Below are 15,820 nucleotides of genomic sequence, written 5' to 3'. Positions count from 1 at the left end.
TATGACGAGCATAAAAATATGCGGGCTGAAGGATACGGAAACGCTAAGCTCTATTCTACATCTTCCTATCGACCACATTGGCTTTGTATTCGCCAAAAGCAAGCGTCAAGTTACTCCACAGCAAGCGGGTGAATTAATTCGCGTCATTGCCGACTGGAAAGCAGCTGGAAACGCGGCTCCTTTGACTGTAGGGGTTTTAGTTAACCCGTCTCGTGAAGAACTGACAGTTATCTTGAATGAAGCGCCACTTGATATCTTGCAGCTGCATGGACATGAGACGCCTGAGGAATGCCAATGGATAAAAAATGAATTTCCAGGGGTTCAGCTTTGGAGAGTCGTTTCCGTAACACAAACGAGGCAAGAGGAGTCTAATTATGAGGCTCACAGACTAACCGACGCCATTGCATTGCAATTAGACCCCTACAAGGATGTAGTGGATGCGATCTTATTGGATACTTTTGATCCTGTATACGGCGGCGGATCGGGAAAAACATTTTCCTGGGAGACGATTCCGCCTTATCAGGCGTGGAGTCGTGCTACGGGAATTCCACTGCTCATTGCAGGGGGGCTTCAAGCGGATAATGTTGGAGAGCTGTTAGATGCTTACAGACCAGACGGTGTGGATGTATCAAGCGGAGTAGAAACGGAAGGCGTTAAGGATATCGCAAAAATAACCAGCTTTGTCGAAAGGGTGAAGCATCATGTATAACGTACCAGATGAGCAGGGGCGCTTCGGTAAGTTCGGCGGACGTTACGTTCCCGAAACACTAATGAACGCACTGATTGAATTGGAAGATGCCTACAAGAAATATGTGAAGGAAGATAAATTTCAAGAGGAATTGAAATACTTGCTTCACCGTTACTCGGGAAGACCGACTTCGCTGTATTATGCAGAGCGTTTGTCTGCGCATTTAGGCGGCGCCAAAATATATTTGAAGCGTGAAGATTTGAACCATACCGGAGCTCACAAAATAAACAACTCTTTGGGACAAGGCTTATTGGCCAAATGGATGGGCAAAAAGAAGCTGATAGCTGAGACTGGCGCAGGCCAGCATGGTGTGGCAACGGCAACGGTTGCGGCGCTGCTCGGTTATGAGTGCAAGGTGTTCATGGGTGAAGAGGACATGAAGCGCCAGCAGCTCAATGTGTTCCGTATGAACCTCTTAGGTGCGGAAGTCGTACCTGTCACATCAGGTACTCGAACGCTGAAGGACGCTTGTAACGAAACGCTTCGTTACTGGGTGAGCCATGTCGAAGATACATTCTATATCCTGGGTTCGGCAACAGGACCGCATCCTTATCCGATGATGGTTCGCGATTTCCAACGTATTATCGGGGATGAATCCCGTAAACAAATTCTGGAGCAGGAAGGTAAGCTGCCTGATGCTGTTATCGCCGCGGTTGGCGGGGGAAGCAATGCAATCGGTATTTTCTATCCTTTCGTTCAAGATGAAGGCGTGCGTCTGATTGGTGCGGAAGCAGCTGGACGCGGGATCGATACCAAGGAGCATGCAGCAACGATGACTATGGGAAGCCACGGTGTATTCCAAGGCTCAATGAGTTATTTGCTTCAGGATCAATATGGACAAGTTCAAGAGGCACATTCCATTTCCGCTGGTCTGGATTATCCGGGCATTGGGCCGGAGCATGCTTATTTAAAAGATTCCAACCGTGCTGAATACTTCCCGATTACGGATAAAGAAGCTTTGGATGCATTGCAACTGCTGAGCCGTACGGAAGGAATCATTCCAGCGCTCGAAAGTGCGCATGCGATTGCTCAAACCATGAAGGTTGCCCCAACGATGGGTAAAGACGAGATCATTGTCGTCAGCTTGTCCGGACGTGGAGATAAAGACGTTGAAGCGATTATGGGCTATTTGGGAGGTGCTGTTCATGAATCGCATTGATCTTAGGTTCGCTGAGCTCAAAGAACGTAAGCAGCCGGCCTTTATTCCTTTCTTATCGATAGGTGACCCGGATTTGAAGACCTCGGTCGATATTATTAAACAGCTGGAACAATCCGGTGCCAGCATGGTGGAGCTTGGAGTCCCATACTCCGACCCTTTGGCCGATGGACCTGTTATTCAACGCTCCTCGATGCGGGCCTTGAAGAAGCATCAAGTTTCCATCAAAGATGTTATGGATGTGGCTAGGCAAGCGCGCAATGAGGGCTGCGAGCTGCCGTTCATTCTTTTTACTTACTTTAATCCCGTACTGCAATTTGGTTTGGACAAAATTTTCGCCCAACTGCAAGAGAGTGATATTAGCGGACTTATTATCCCTGACTTGCCGATGGAAGAGGATGCAGAGGTACGAAAGCTGGCGGATGAGCATAACATTCATTTGATTCCTTTGGTTGCGCCTACGTCCAATGAGCGGATCAAGAAAATTGTGTCCCGCGCTTCCGGTTTCGTTTATTGTGTTTCCTCATTAGGGGTCACAGGTACTAGAACCGAGTTTCACAGTGGTATTGACGAGTTCCTGAAGACAGTGAAGGAATCCACTTCTTTGCCTATTGCTATCGGTTTCGGGGTCTCGACGCATGAGCAATTTGCTAGATTTGCCGAGACATGTGATGGTATCGTTGTAGGTAGCGCGCTCGTCCGTCAAGTGGAGGAAGCTCTTCCTTTATTTGAACAGGATGTGACGCGTCCACAAGCACTCTTGCAAATTCATGAATTTGTGAGAAAATTAATAGGAAGCAACTAACAGAGAGCGTGTTCTTATGGAACACGCGCTTGCCATAATTGGAACTATAATTTTGAACGAGGTGACCTAAGTGCAACCCAAGAAGAACATTGTCCACCTGCCGGTCTACAAACCGGGCAAGCCTATGGAAGAAGTAAAACGTGAGTTAGGTTTAACAGAAGTCATCAAACTGGCTTCCAACGAAAATCCGTTCGGCTCTTCTCCGAAAGTGAAAGAGGCGATCATGTCGCTTCTCGACCAAACAAGCATTTATCCGGACGGCGGTGCCGTAGATCTGACGAAGGCGGTAGCCGACTATTTTGGCGTGGAAACGAATCAAGTGATTTTCGGAGCGGGCTCCGATGAAATCATTTTGATGCTAGCTCGTGCCTTCTTTGTTCCAGGTGACGAGACGATTATGGCTACACCTACATTCCCGCAATATAAGCACAACGCTGAGATTGAGGGAGCTGTTTGCGTAGAGGTGCCTTGTATCAATGGCTACCAGGATCTGCAGGGAATGCTCAACAAAATTAATGACCGTACCAAAATTATTTGGCTATGTAATCCTAACAATCCTACAGGAACGATGCACACGCATCAAGAAGTGGTTGAATTTATTAAAGCCGTGCCAGCTCATGTGCTTATCGTATTGGATGAAGCTTATGCTGAATACAACGTTAGCGGCGAATACCCTGATAGCATCGAACTTGTAAAGCAATATAAAAATGTCATTAGTCTTCGCACTTTCTCCAAAATCTATGGTCTAGCTTCGCTTCGTATCGGATATGGTATCGGTCATCCGGATGTGATCAAATCGATCAATCAAGTTCGCGAACCGTTCAACACAACAGGTTTTGCACAAAAAGCAGCATTGGCCGCTCTTGCGGACGAGCAATTTATTGAGGACTGCCGTCAAGCGAATGCAACGGGAATTAAATACTTATCCGCTCAATTCGAGCAAATGAAGCTAAGCTACTATCCTGCACACGGTAACTTTATTATGGTTGATGTGGAGCGTCCGGGTGGACAAGTGTTCGATGCTATGCTGCGCAAAGGCATCATCGTACGCCATGATCCAGGTTGGGGTATGCCTACCATGCTTCGTGTTACCGTAGGAAGCCAAGAGCAAAACGAGAAATTTATTAGCGCACTGCAAAAGACGCTTGAGGAAGTTGCAGTTAACGCATAATACCTTTGCACTGCATTGCTTTAGTGTCTGTTAGTAAATCTAAAAAAGGAAACTGTTATGACGAAAATTGCTATTTTTGGCGTAGGACTCATCGGGGGTTCGTTAGCCCTTTGCTTTAAAGGCAAGCCCGGAATAACCGTGGTAGGTCACTCCCCGAACGAAAAATCGGTGGAAAGATATTTGAAACGCCAAGTGGTTGACCATGCGACTACATCTATGGAAGAGGCTGTACAGGATGCCGATTTTATTTTCATTTGTGTCCCTGTAGGCAATTTGGAAGAATACTTGGCTAAAATATCTGAGCTCCCGTTAAAGCCAGGCTGTATCATTACAGATGCAGGGAGCACCAAAGCCTCCATAGCTGCTTTTGCCTCCACATTGGAGCTGAAGGATGCGTACTTTATCGGAGGTCATCCGATGGCAGGGAAGGAGAAGTCAGGAGCAGAGGCAGCAACGTCGCATTTGTATGAGAATGCATTTTATGTGCTCACTCCAGACGACACCATCTCTGATGAGGTGTATAACCAGCTTGCGGAACTGCTTCAATGGACGAGGGCGCATCTGGTCAGACTGAATCCTCAGCTGCATGATGAAGTGGTAGGGGCGATCAGCCATTTGCCTCACATCATTGCAGTTGCACTGGTTAATCAGATTGCTGGGTATAACAAGACGAATGAATATTATCAAAATTTGGCTGCTGGCGGATTCCGGGATATTACCCGTATCGCATCAAGTGATCCGATTGTTTGGCGAGATATCTTAAGCGACAACAGGGAAGTGATTCTGCGGCTACTTGAGGACTGGAACGCTGAGGTTGCACAGTTCATTGAGCTCTTGAAGCTCAATGATCGTGAAGGTATTGAAGAGCAGTTCCGCCGTGCTAGCGAGTTCCGTTCCGCGTTGCCGGAGCGGCGCAAAGGCGTGCTGACGTCTGTCTATGAGGTATATGTGGATGTGCCAGACCATCCTGGAATCATCGGACAAATCACAACGCTTTTAGGTAACCATCGGATTAATTTGAGTAATATTCAAATAATTGAAAGCCGTGAGGATATTCCTGGAGTGCTTCGTCTCTCATTCCGAGATGAATACCAAATGGATAAGGCAGTTGAACTATTGAAGAAGGAAAACTACGCGGTTCACGTGTAGTTTTTCTTTTTTTATCCAAAAATAAAACGTTTTCAAAAAACTGTTGACATTTTGAAAACGTATACATATAATAAAAGTACAGTATGGTTTCTCTCCACTCCTATCCGAATAATGGCACTATGTGCAGCCACCTCATGCAGGTGGTTCTTTTTTTATGTTTATAACCATTTTTTCTAGTATAAGTAATAGAATAGTTAGTGGGAATATACACCTTTTTTTGGAAGTTATTCTGAAAGTTGTATGAAAGCTGTCGATTAAGCAGGATTTTTGACCAAGTTTACCGAATAAAATTATGATATGATATATTCCTAAATTTTTTTTAAATTTTACCGCAACTTTTTACTCCCTTTACAGTAATACAAGTAGCATCACTGGGAGTAAGCTAGGAATCACAAGGAGGGTCGTACTAAATGACCGATTCCCAGTTGATCAGAGAGATCAAGGATGGCAACGTCCAATTATATGATGAGTTAATGCGTCGTTACGAACGTAAAATTCTAGCTTTTATCTATCACATGTTGAAAAGTGCGCAAATGGAATCGTTCGCCGAGGATCTGTGTAACGAGACATTTTATAAAGCGTATCGAAGCTTGAACTCGTTTCGCGAGGTGGAAGCAACTTTCTCTACATGGCTGTATACGATAGCTAGGAATACGGTACTTAGCGAGCTGCGTAAAAATAAAAATATCAAAGTATCTTTAGAACAAAGCGGACATGAGCCTCATGCCGGCGCTGATGTGATGCCGGAGTTGACGGTTCTTCGGAATGAGAAAGTTACGATGGTTCGAGAGGCCATAAACAATTTGCCTGAGAAGCAAAGGTCAGCACTAATCTTGCGTGAGTACGATCAGTTAGATTATCAGGAAATTGCTAATATCCTTGGGCAAACCGTGAGTTCGGTGAAATCCTTATTGTTCAGGGCCAGAGCCAGTGTGAAGCTCCAGTTGGAACCATACTTTCTTGATCCGATTTTTGAGGAGTATGAAGGGATGAAACGATGATGAAATGTGAAGATATTCAAGAGCTGCTCGGCGTCTATTGGGATTTGCCGGAGAATGACTTAAAAAGACAACGCGTGGATGAGCACATTAAGAGCTGCAGCTGCTGCGCTATTGAATTTGAAATATGGCAAGAGAGTACTGAGCTAATCAAGTCCGCGGCAGACGCCGAAGAGTTAAATGAGATATCTACGCCGATTTCCCGCAGCGTCATGAACCGTATATATGAAGATGAGTCATGGAGAGTCCCAGTAGCGGATCGGATGTATGCATTTTCTTTTAAGTTTCGCAGAAATATTACAGCGGTCGTGGCTTTTTGCTTAGCTTTATTTATTTTCTCTTTTGTGTACTCGATCACGCATCAGGCTGCTCCAGAGACCGTAGCTTCATCAGGCAGCTCCGCGGTATTCGGACGTATTGGTGATCCAGTTGTCGTAGCAGGCAGTATATCCGAGTCGATGAACGTACATACGATGCCTTCAGCGGTTGCCAGCTTAAAGGGCTTTAGCGAGCCGTTTATGTACCAAGTGGGTCCGATCCATACGTTCAAGGACTATTTAATCTTTGTATCGTTATTAGGGCTTACCTGCACGCTGCTTATTATGAACTGGTTGTCGAGAACGAGATCATAGGTTATTCTGTTTCGCCCCTTCTTGGGGCGTTTTCTATCTATAGGCTAATCAAAGAAAGTGAGTTGGACTGAGTGATCACATTAGGATTTATTCGTCATGGAACGACGGAGTGGAATATAGCTGGGAGAATGCAAGGGCAAATGGATACGGCTTTAGCTGAAGTCGGAGTGAAACAAGCACAACTGCTGGCAGAAAGATTGAAAGGGGAAACCTGGGATGCCATTGTGACGAGCGATCTGGTCCGCGCACAACAAACAGCAGAAACCATAGCTCATGTAACAGGTACTCCACTGATAGGTAGTGACATTCGTCTACGGGAGCGATCCTTCGGGCAAGTAGAAGGGACAACTCTGGAAGAAAGAATTTCACGTTGGGGTGAAGGCTGGAGAGAAGCGGATGTTGGAATGGAAGCAGATGAGGCGCTGTTAAAGCGTTGGCATACTTTTATGGAAGAGCTGCAAGCCAAACATGCTGGCAAACGTATTCTTATTGTCAGTCATGGAGGCTACATCGCCCCCGTTGTCGAAAGGATGCTGGGTAGACGTATTGAAGAACATCTTAACAACACCTCGCTTACTATAATTGAAGGCGATCCTACTGGATGGAACTGCAAGCTGCTGAATTGCACGATCCATCTGAACACCTAAATGAATACCATTAACTTCGATAACGCTCTCTTCTGGGGGCGTTATTTTATATTGTTATAAGAAGTAATACAATTTTCTGAAAACATAGTGTTTTAAAAGCGCCATATCTTCCCATAATGGTACTAAGCCTATTTTGGAGGTGCGGTGCCATGAATTTAGCAGATATGTTGAGTTATGCGGATATTCACGACTTGAGCCGGATTGCCAATACGTACAACTGTGATTGCAGCGGCCACTCCAAAAATGAACTTATCCAGTCGATATTGTCGACCGTGAATCGAAGAGAGATATTTGAACGCCAAGTTATCGATCTTTCAATTGAGGATATTCGATTCTTGAATTCTTTAATCTTCGATCAACGAGGATCATTTAGTCTGGAAGAGCTTATTGCCCGAGTACAGCAAAGCCGATTCGTTAAAGTAGAGGATGAGTTGTGGAATCCAAGGGACATGATTTCCCGATTTAAACAACGAGGGTGGCTGTTCAATGGATATTCTCAAAACACCCGCTATTTGTTCCAGGTACCGGCTGATCTTAAGAGAAGATTCAGTGATGCTCTAACTAAGCAGTTTAGACAGCAGCTTGTGACCACTAACGAACCTATTGTATATCGTGACGAGCAGAAGCTGATCACCGACGACATCTATCACTTCCTCCATTTTGTAAATCAAAATGAAGCTGCGCTGACATCGGACAATACAATGTACAAAAGACAGCTTCAGCAGGTTCTCGATCGCCTTTCCGTGAAGGAAGAACCTGTAGGCAAAACAGCATGGCGCTTCGGATACGGGCGGTTTTTCAAGGAGTACCCGAATCGGTTCTCTCTCATCTATGATTACTGCTATTACGCTGAACTGATAACAGAGCACAACCAGGTGTTGGCACTTAGCGATAAAGGTAAGGATAAGGTTGCTCTTGGCCACAAAGAAGATGTCATGCAGGTGTACAAGTTTTGGCTTCGATTGTACAAAAATGCAATTCCCAATCTGCAGTCGCTTCTATACTGGATTGAAAAACTTGCAACAAACTGGGTTACATTAGCCTCTATGAAATCCGCTTTGCTGCCCTTGGTTCGTCCATTCTACTATGATTCTGCGGAATCTGTGCTGGAGCAGCGGATATTGCAAATGATGATGCATTTGGGATTGATCCGGATCGGTGAGACGGAAGAGGAAGGGACAGTCATTCAAATGTCCAAATTAGGCAGCAGCGTCGTTCAAGGCATCTATGTGAGCGATGAGGATAAAATTAGCCTTACGTTTGACCATCGCGGAAACCATGGCTAAAATCTCTCAACATGATTTGTCCCAATTCGAAGTATGGCATAGGTAAAGGCACATTAATCGGTATGGGGGCTATTGTACTCAACGGAGCCGATGTTGGTGAATATGCTTTAGTAGGGGCAGGTTCGATAGTAATGGAGAATTAGCAAGTCTCCTTATCCCCCCTCTCACTAGGTTCACCGGTACAAACAGTAAGAGAATTGCAGCAGTTGGACTTACAATGGATGCAACGAACGATGCAAAGCTATGTGAAGAAGAGTATCGATACCGACAACAAGCGAGGCCATAAGCGTAAAAATATTGAAATGCGAGACCGGTTTGGAGGTAGGTTCTATGGGCAAAATGAATGTTTCCAATGATATGATGCTGGGTTTGTTTGCGGAAATGGTCCTCGATGAAGCCATACGCAAATATAAGGAGCAGTATTTGTACAGAGAGATTGATTTGGCTTTGGCAAAGGGAGACGAAGTTTCGTTTCTAGCCCTCACTACAGAACTGAAATCGCTCAATACACAAGGTAAATAAAGCGTAGCACCCAGGCCTAAATTATGACATTTTTTTGAAAGGCATGTGAAGATCATTCATATGTCTTTTTTTTGTGTTATTGTGAGTTGGAACTTAATTGAACGTGGAGGCGAAAAAAATGAAATTTAGCGACGTGGAAAGTAACTCTTGGGAAGAACTGCGGCCTTATGTGGATACCTGCCTGCTGCCTGTAACCGGCTTGACAGGAAATGAGCAGCCTTGGGAGGCGACTAAAGCGTTGGAATGGCTTAGAGATGCGTTGGATTGTTTTGAAATTCCGTATAAAGGTCGCGTACTAACTTATCCAGCCTTTCATTATATAGAAGGAGAAGAAGGTCGGGCTCTTCTAGAACGAGTGTGTGAAAGACTGAAGCAAAGCTTTCCATATGTCATTCTTGTTTCGGCATCACAAGAGGCTCAAGCGCTACAGAACGTAGAGAATTGCGACTTGGTATTCGTCCTTACAGCAGAGCAACTGGGGGAATCTTTGGCGGATATTAAGCAGAACATTTCAGCTCAATTGCAAACCCTATGGACGCAGAAGTAAGGTTTGAGGGATGTGTATGATTGATAACATTTTTGCTAATTCTAAGTAATGGGACAAAGAAATGAGCTTTGTGAACAGATGTGACAATTTCGTTAAATGTTACTGCTGGGACAAGAATTGATGGCTCTAAATGGAAGTTAACATTCTTGACGCACCTAGAGTCGTAGGCTATTATTAGTAATGTCCTAGTATGTGGTGTAAAGTTATGTCGAACGACGTGATATATGTTGCAAAAGGGGGTAGAACGAGAATGAGTGAGCACAATAGCCATGATGCGCAACATCAGGGAGAGAGACCAGTGAAACGTCGCGAGATGTCCCGCAGACAGTTTCTGTCCTATACCCTTGGTGGTGCTTCGGCTTTCATGGGCGCCGGAATGATTGTTCCTATGCTTCGATTTGCTGTCGATCCGGTCCTTCAACCGAAAACGCAAGCGGCTTGGGTTAAAGTAGTTGAAGATTCTAAGGTTGCGAACGAACCTAAATCCTTCAAATTCAAAGTGCATCAGGTTGACGGCTGGTATGAGAGCGACGTTGAACTGGAAGCTTGGATTTCGAAGGATAAAGATGGCAATATCTTCGCATTGAATCCGACCTGTAAGCATCTTGGTTGTACGGTTAACTGGAACGCAAATCCGGAGTACAAGGATCAGTACTTTTGTCCATGCCACGGCGCACACTATACAGTAGACGGTAAAAACCTTGCTGTTGCGCCATTGCCTTTGGATCAATACGATCTGAAGGTAGAGAACGGCTTTGTTTATTTAGGACAACTTGGTCCTAACAAAAGGGTGAAATAAGGAGGCGTAACATCGGATGTTTAAAACTATGTATAACTGGATTGATGAACGTCTTGATATCACGCCGATGTGGAGAGATGTTGCCGATCACGAGGTTCCTGAGCACGTTAACCCGGCACACCATTTTTCCGCATTTGTTTACTGCTTTGGTGGATTGACGTTTTTTATTACGGTTATTCAAATATTGTCCGGGATGTTCTTGACGATGTACTATGTTCCGGATATTATCAACGCTTATGCAAGTGTTGACTATCTCCAGCACAAAGTGGCATTTGGCGTAATCGTACGCGGTATGCACCACTGGGGAGCGAGTTTGGTTATCGTAATGATGTTCTTACATACGCTTCGCGTGTTCTTTACAGGTTCCTATAAAGCGCCACGTGAAATGAACTGGGTTGTAGGCGTGCTTATCTTCTTTGTTATGTTGGGTCTTGGTTTTACAGGATACCTGCTTCCATGGGATAACAAAGCTTACTTTGCAACGCAAGTAGGTATAAAAATTGCCGCTTCTGCTCCTTATATCGGCGATTACATCAAAACCTTCTTACAAGGTGGCGAGATTGTTGGAGCGCAAACCTTGACAAGATTCTTTGCTTTGCACGTGTTCTTCTTACCAGGTGTATTGCTGGCATTGTTGGCAGGACACTTCTTCATGATCCGTAAGCAAGGGATTTCTGGTCCGCTTTAATGAGATATCGCAGTGCATTAATTGTCCGATAAGGCCGTTCAAATGTACTGCCACTGTAGTTTTTCTTGAGTGCGGAGAGCTTGTGCGCTCTTGTATTCGAGCCAACTCAGCTATCTGACACAAAAAGAAGTAAGTAAGGAGGGGCGAAATTGGCACACGGCCATAAGTCTGACGAAAAAATCGTTTATGTAGGAGATTCTCGCGTTCGTGCAAAATCTTCCCATTTGGTTCAACCGGATTACTCCTCATTTCCAGGAAAATCCGAAGTGTTCATCCCGAACTTCCTACTGAAAGAGTGGATGGTAGGGGTAGTCGTTCTGGTTGGAATTTTGGTGTTAGTTGTGTCGGACCCGGCTCCGCTTGGTTACCCTGCAGATCCGACCAATACACAATTTATCCCGATGCCAGACTGGTACTTCCTATTCATGTACCAATTACTCAAATACCCGTATACTTCTGATCAATTCGTTGTTATGGGTACGTTAATTGTTCCGGCTATCATGTTCGGTGGTTTGATGATAGCTCCTTTTTTGGATACGGGTAAAGAAAGACGTTTCTATAGACGTCCAATCGCTTCTTCTTTGATGATTTTAACCTTAATTGCTTGTACTTATTTGACAGTTGTTTCTTGGACGCACTATGAGCATGAAATGAAGGAAAAGAACATGGTTCCTGAGCACATTAAGCGTGAAGAAGAAATGCATGCAGGCAAAGGAGAAAGCGGCGGAGGTGGGGCTAAGAAGCCTGCTGCTGCAGCGGCTGTGGTAGCTGCTGACGATCCGGCTGCTGAAATTTACAAAAAAGCAACTTGCGTATCTTGTCACGGAGGCGAACTGAAAGGAATGCCTTCTTCCGGAATTCCTGCATTACGTGGAGTCGGCGACAAGCACAGCAAGGATGAGATTATGAACATCATTAAAAAAGGGCAAGGCAACATGTCCGCTCAATATGATGATAACATCAAGAAAGGCTTGACTGACGCAGACATCAATAAAGTGGCTGAGTGGTTGGCTAAGCAAAAGAAAGAATAGTTAAAAAGACCTGACCGTTGCTTACGGTCAGGTCTTTTTAGATGAATGATTTTGTGCGGGAGGAAACTGAATGCTTAGCATGTCGATTCGCACTTATTTTTCCAAAGCTTTTTTAGGCAGCCGATTTATGCTTTGGACTTTGTTCTGGATCAATTTCTTAGGTACGGTTTATGGATATGAATGGTACTGGAAGCAGATGCAGTATACGATGGAGACTATGTCCGCATGGTATTTGCCATTTGTACCGGATAGTCCGACTGCCAGCTTGTTTTTTACAGGTACGATTCTGTACCTTCTTGTGGATTCTTATAAAGGAAGAGAGCTACATCCTAAGGTAAGCGCATTTAGAAGCTTTGTTGAAGCGTTTACAGTGGTGACTTCCTTTAAATATGGAATCTGGGCAGTCACCATGATATGGGCAGGAGTCTACCAAGGAAGTGAAGTTAGCTGGCAGGATTGGATGCTGACGATTTCTCATCTTGGCATGGCTGCTGAGGCTCTGTTGTACTTGCGCTTATACACCTATCGAGTATGGCCTCTTGTATTTGTAGGCGGTTGGGTACTGTGGAATGATTATATGGATTATGTTGTGGGTGTCTTTCCTTGGCTTCCGGAAAGCTTGATGGATGATCTTCCTACAGTAGAATCATTTACGATTGAGTTGAGTTTCGTTAGCGTCATTGTTGCGTTTGTTATGTTTAAGATTAGACAAGTTTTGGCTAAGCGAGAGGTCTAAATGTGGACATCCCTCCATAGGATGATGGTAGGAGGGATGTCCAATGTTATTTAAGCGTGCATGGAAAGGCATTGGCCTCATGCTGGTTATGTTCTTATGTATTCAATTACTGGCAGGATGTTCACGGATGGACAAGCCGAAACAAGAAGCTATCGATCCTAAGCCATCTACGGAACAGCTGCAAAGGGTTGATCTGCTTAATCAAACGGCTGATGAAATGTACAAAAAGGTGATGCAGGGGGATATTACCGGTGGACGAGCTGTGCTTCAGCAAGTGAGTGATTTGGTCACAACGATTCGGTACGAAGGCCTGACAACGTTAGAAGGATTGAATGCCCTCACCGAAGCAGTAACTCAGGGAAAACGTGTCTTTAATGCTGTAGGCTTTAAGCCGGATGAAGGGCAAGTAGCCGCTGCGCAAATTCGTTTAGCTACAGACGCGCTCTCACATCCGGAACAACCAATGTGGCTTCAGTATTACAAACTGCTGCAGGAGGACTTGAATGGAATTGAACAGGCTGCCAAAAGCGAAAAGCTGTCTGATTTCCAGAAATCTGTTGGTGTTTTTGAAAGGCATATCTCTATTCTGCATCCAAGTCTTTTAATAAGCCGAGATCCAACGGATGTAGAGAAGCTGGATTCACTAGTTACATTTGTATCTGGACAGGCTCGTTCTGAGAAATCTCCTTATCAGCCCGTAGTTAATTTGCTTCCAACGATTCATCAGATTATTGACAAGTTGTTTTTGAAAAAGGATACGACTGCTTTTCTTCCGGTAGTGGATGATAAAAATCCAATATTATGGACTTTAGCTATCGGGTCCGTTATTCTTACGGCTCTAGGGTTCGCAGGTTGGCGTCTAGCCAAAAAAGACAACGGGATGGTCCTTGTTAGAAAAAAAGAGGAAAGATAATCGTTTATTCAGGCTTGAAGCCTTCACCGACTACGTCGTGGACCTCGCTTATGATTATAAAAGCGCGAGGGTCGATAGATCGGGCGAGGTCTTTGAGCCTTTTCATTTCTTGGCGATACACAACGCAGTAGACCATATTTTTATTGGTCTTGGAAAAAGCGCCGACTGCTGGGATTAATGTCGCCCCACGTTCCATGGTTTCCGTAATTTTCGCTGCGATTTCCTCTGCATGGTCCGTAATAATAGTAAAAGATTTAGCAGCGTAAGCTCCCTCGATAATAATATCAATGACTTTGGATGTTATAAAAACAACCACAAAGGTGTACAATATTTTTTCTTTTGGGATAAAGAAGAATGACGCACCAATGACCAAACAATCAAAGGCTAGAACCACTTGTCCCATACTCCACCCGAGAAACCTTTGACCAATAGTTGCTATAATATCTGAACCTCCTGTAGTTCCTCCATACCGAAACACCAATCCTAAACCTACTCCCAAAGTTAGGCCTGCATAGGCAGTAGCTAAAAAATAATCGTGCTCCGAGCGAAAAGGAACGAGCCATCCACTTCGAATTAACTGCTCCATAATCCACAAAAAGAAGGAAAGCGAAACCGTTCCGACGATCGTATTGATCATCGTTTGTTTGCCGAGCGCTTTTAAGCCGAGATAAAATAAAGGAATGTTAATTAATAAGGTAGTTAATGAGGGTGGAAAATGAAAAATGTAATTTAACAGCAGAGCAATACCTGTAATCCCACCTTCCATCAATTCATTGGCGATAACGAAATAATGTAACCCAAACGCATAAATGGCGGTACCCAGCATAATAGGCAAGAAGCTTTTTAGCCTCTTATACAGGTTGTTGGTCACCATATCAATCAGCCTCCCTGAAATAAACAGATAGATAATTGCTCTCGCGTGATGTTAGATTTTATCTAGTATACCTTATCTTTGGGCAAAAAAAATTTGTCATCCCTACATGTTTGCGATAACATGGTAATTGGAATCAAGATATAGTATGTTATAGTTACAAGTACAAGGTTGGTGAGAATGACTATATGGCAAAACGTTCGTTAAAAGAGCTGCAGCAGGAAGTGGATCAATACATATCGCAATTTAAAGAAGGCTACTTCAGCCCTCTAGCCATGCTTGCCAGAATGAGTGAAGAGGTTGGCGAGTTGGCCCGTGAGGTCAATCATCAATTTGGCGAAAAGCCGAAAAAGTTATCGGAAGAGGACAACTCGATTGAGTTGGAGCTCGGAGATATTATGTTTATAACGATTTGTTTTGCGAACTCGCTAGGTATTGATCTTACGGAGGCACATGACAAGATCATGCATAAATTCCAAACGAGAGATGCGAACAGATGGACGAAAATTAACACCGATAACGAGTAAAGGTCATATGCTGTACCATCACCTTTAGAATGAAGGAGGATGGGCAGTTGAAAGGGAAAGAGCTAATCAAGAAAGCTTACGAAGCTATTTTAAATCATGATTTTGAACTTGCGATTGAATGCTTTGATCAGGCGATTGCGATGGAACCGGACAATGCCTCCTACCATTATAGATTGTCTATTACCTATGCAAGAAGCAATAAGCTTAGTAAGGCGCTTGAGCATGCCGCGCAGGCAATTCAATTGGATCCTGAGGAAGAGCATTTCCATTATCACCTTCAGCACTTGAAGGCCAAGGAAATTATTCTGAATGCGGAGAATTATATAGATGAATCAGGAGAACAGACTTGGCTGGCTATCGCATTATTAAAGCAAGCCGTGGCACTGGACTCGTTGTCTTCGGAAGCTTATTTATTGTTAGGTATTGCTTATTCACAAGTGAATGAGTACAATCTGGCAATACAAGCTATTAGAGAACTGCTCAAGCTGGATCCGCATCATGAGACGGGGATTGAGCTGTTGGAGCAATTTAGAAATAAATTGAAGCAATACATGCAATCTTAGAGGCAACTTATTATTAGTGAATGAAAGGAAA

General features: G+C 44.2%; 19 protein-coding genes and 1 pseudogene. 19 read left to right on the top strand and 1 reads right to left on the bottom strand.

The features are described from left to right. Window position 1: 1 nt before the first annotated feature. The 17 genes and pseudogenes from QMA13_RS20625 (at window position 2) to QMA13_RS20545 (ending at window position 13,828) form a co-directional block, all read left to right on the top strand. Entirely contained in the window at window positions 2-709 is a 708-nt protein-coding gene (locus QMA13_RS20625) for a phosphoribosylanthranilate isomerase (protein ID WP_282935624.1), read from the top strand. Beyond that, window positions 702-1,907 (top strand): tryptophan synthase subunit beta, encoded by a 1,206-nt coding sequence (gene trpB, locus QMA13_RS20620; protein WP_282935623.1) that lies wholly within the window; start codon window positions 702-704, stop codon window positions 1,905-1,907. Before QMA13_RS20625 ends, trpB begins: the two co-directional genes overlap by 8 nt. Continuing rightward, the gene (gene trpA, locus QMA13_RS20615) at window positions 1,894-2,709 is read left to right on the top strand and encodes a tryptophan synthase subunit alpha (RefSeq protein WP_282935622.1); all 816 of its coding nucleotides are present in this window, start codon (window positions 1,894-1,896) and stop codon (window positions 2,707-2,709) included. The genes trpB and trpA overlap by 14 nt, the downstream gene beginning before the upstream one ends. Before the next feature lie 70 nt (window positions 2,710-2,779). Next, entirely contained in the window at window positions 2,780-3,880 is a 1,101-nt protein-coding gene (hisC, locus tag QMA13_RS20610) for a histidinol-phosphate transaminase (protein WP_282935621.1), read from the top strand. 57 nt (window positions 3,881-3,937) lie between these two features. Next, window positions 3,938-5,029, top strand: coding sequence for a prephenate dehydrogenase (locus QMA13_RS20605; protein ID WP_282935620.1), 1,092 nt, complete (start codon window positions 3,938-3,940; stop codon window positions 5,027-5,029). A 410-nt stretch (window positions 5,030-5,439) separates the two neighbouring features. After that, the gene (locus QMA13_RS20600; RefSeq protein ID WP_282935619.1) at window positions 5,440-6,030 is read left to right on the top strand and encodes an RNA polymerase sigma factor; all 591 of its coding nucleotides are present in this window, start codon (window positions 5,440-5,442) and stop codon (window positions 6,028-6,030) included. After that, the gene (locus QMA13_RS20595) at window positions 6,027-6,659 is read left to right on the top strand and encodes an anti-sigma factor family protein (RefSeq protein WP_282935618.1); all 633 of its coding nucleotides are present in this window, start codon (window positions 6,027-6,029) and stop codon (window positions 6,657-6,659) included. Before QMA13_RS20600 ends, QMA13_RS20595 begins: the two co-directional genes overlap by 4 nt. A gap of 71 nt (window positions 6,660-6,730) precedes the next feature. Beyond that, window positions 6,731-7,306: a histidine phosphatase family protein gene (locus QMA13_RS20590; RefSeq protein ID WP_282935617.1), complete on the top strand. Its 576-nt coding sequence runs from the start codon at window positions 6,731-6,733 to the stop codon at window positions 7,304-7,306. 149 nt (window positions 7,307-7,455) lie between these two features. Next, the gene (locus QMA13_RS20585) at window positions 7,456-8,592 is read left to right on the top strand and encodes a hypothetical protein (RefSeq protein WP_282935616.1); all 1,137 of its coding nucleotides are present in this window, start codon (window positions 7,456-7,458) and stop codon (window positions 8,590-8,592) included. A 38-nt stretch (window positions 8,593-8,630) separates the two neighbouring features. Continuing rightward, window positions 8,631-8,846, top strand: a pseudogene (locus tag QMA13_RS20580) (gamma carbonic anhydrase family protein); the annotation flags it as partial. Window positions 8,847-8,922: 76 nt separating this feature from the next. Beyond that, window positions 8,923-9,114, top strand: a complete 192-nt coding sequence (locus QMA13_RS20575) for an IDEAL domain-containing protein (protein ID WP_282935615.1) — start codon at window positions 8,923-8,925, stop codon at window positions 9,112-9,114. 118 nt (window positions 9,115-9,232) lie between these two features. Next, complete coding sequence (locus QMA13_RS20570; protein WP_282935614.1) at window positions 9,233-9,661, top strand: DUF2487 family protein; 429 nt, start codon at window positions 9,233-9,235, stop codon at window positions 9,659-9,661. Between the two features lie 250 nt (window positions 9,662-9,911). Then, a complete protein-coding gene (locus tag QMA13_RS20565; RefSeq protein WP_028548645.1) occupies window positions 9,912-10,460 on the top strand; it encodes a Rieske (2Fe-2S) protein in 549 nt (182 codons plus the stop codon). 16 nt (window positions 10,461-10,476) lie between these two features. After that, window positions 10,477-11,148, top strand: coding sequence for a menaquinol-cytochrome c reductase cytochrome b subunit (gene qcrB, locus QMA13_RS20560; RefSeq protein ID WP_028548644.1), 672 nt, complete (start codon window positions 10,477-10,479; stop codon window positions 11,146-11,148). 149 nt (window positions 11,149-11,297) lie between these two features. Next, a complete protein-coding gene (locus QMA13_RS20555; protein WP_282935613.1) occupies window positions 11,298-12,179 on the top strand; it encodes a menaquinol-cytochrome c reductase cytochrome b/c subunit in 882 nt (293 codons plus the stop codon). Window positions 12,180-12,249: 70 nt separating this feature from the next. Further along, window positions 12,250-12,915: a DUF1405 domain-containing protein gene (locus QMA13_RS20550; protein ID WP_282935612.1), complete on the top strand. Its 666-nt coding sequence runs from the start codon at window positions 12,250-12,252 to the stop codon at window positions 12,913-12,915. Between the two features lie 43 nt (window positions 12,916-12,958). Then, on the top strand, window positions 12,959-13,828 hold the full coding sequence (locus tag QMA13_RS20545) for a sporulation protein YpjB (RefSeq protein ID WP_282935611.1): 870 nt from the start codon (window positions 12,959-12,961) through the stop codon (window positions 13,826-13,828). 4 nt (window positions 13,829-13,832) lie between these two features. On the opposite strand, the gene QMA13_RS20540 is transcribed toward QMA13_RS20545, so the two are convergent. Next, window positions 13,833-14,702, bottom strand: coding sequence for a YitT family protein (locus QMA13_RS20540; protein WP_282935610.1), 870 nt, complete (start codon window positions 14,700-14,702; stop codon window positions 13,833-13,835). A gap of 185 nt (window positions 14,703-14,887) precedes the next feature. On the opposite strand from QMA13_RS20540, the gene QMA13_RS20535 reads away from it, so the two are divergent. Continuing rightward, window positions 14,888-15,226 (top strand): nucleotide pyrophosphohydrolase, encoded by a 339-nt coding sequence (locus tag QMA13_RS20535; protein WP_282935609.1) that lies wholly within the window; start codon window positions 14,888-14,890, stop codon window positions 15,224-15,226. A 47-nt stretch (window positions 15,227-15,273) separates the two neighbouring features. Continuing rightward, window positions 15,274-15,789, top strand: a complete 516-nt coding sequence (locus QMA13_RS20530) for a tetratricopeptide repeat protein (protein WP_282935608.1) — start codon at window positions 15,274-15,276, stop codon at window positions 15,787-15,789. Window positions 15,790-15,820 lie beyond the last annotated feature (31 nt).

Origin of the sequence: Paenibacillus sp. RC67, from assembly GCF_030020805.1 — a bacterium.
Lineage (GTDB): Bacteria > Bacillota > Bacilli > Paenibacillales > NBRC-103111 > Paenibacillus_S.
Note: the sequence above shows the minus strand (reverse complement) of the source record. Positions and strands in the feature narration are given on the sequence as shown.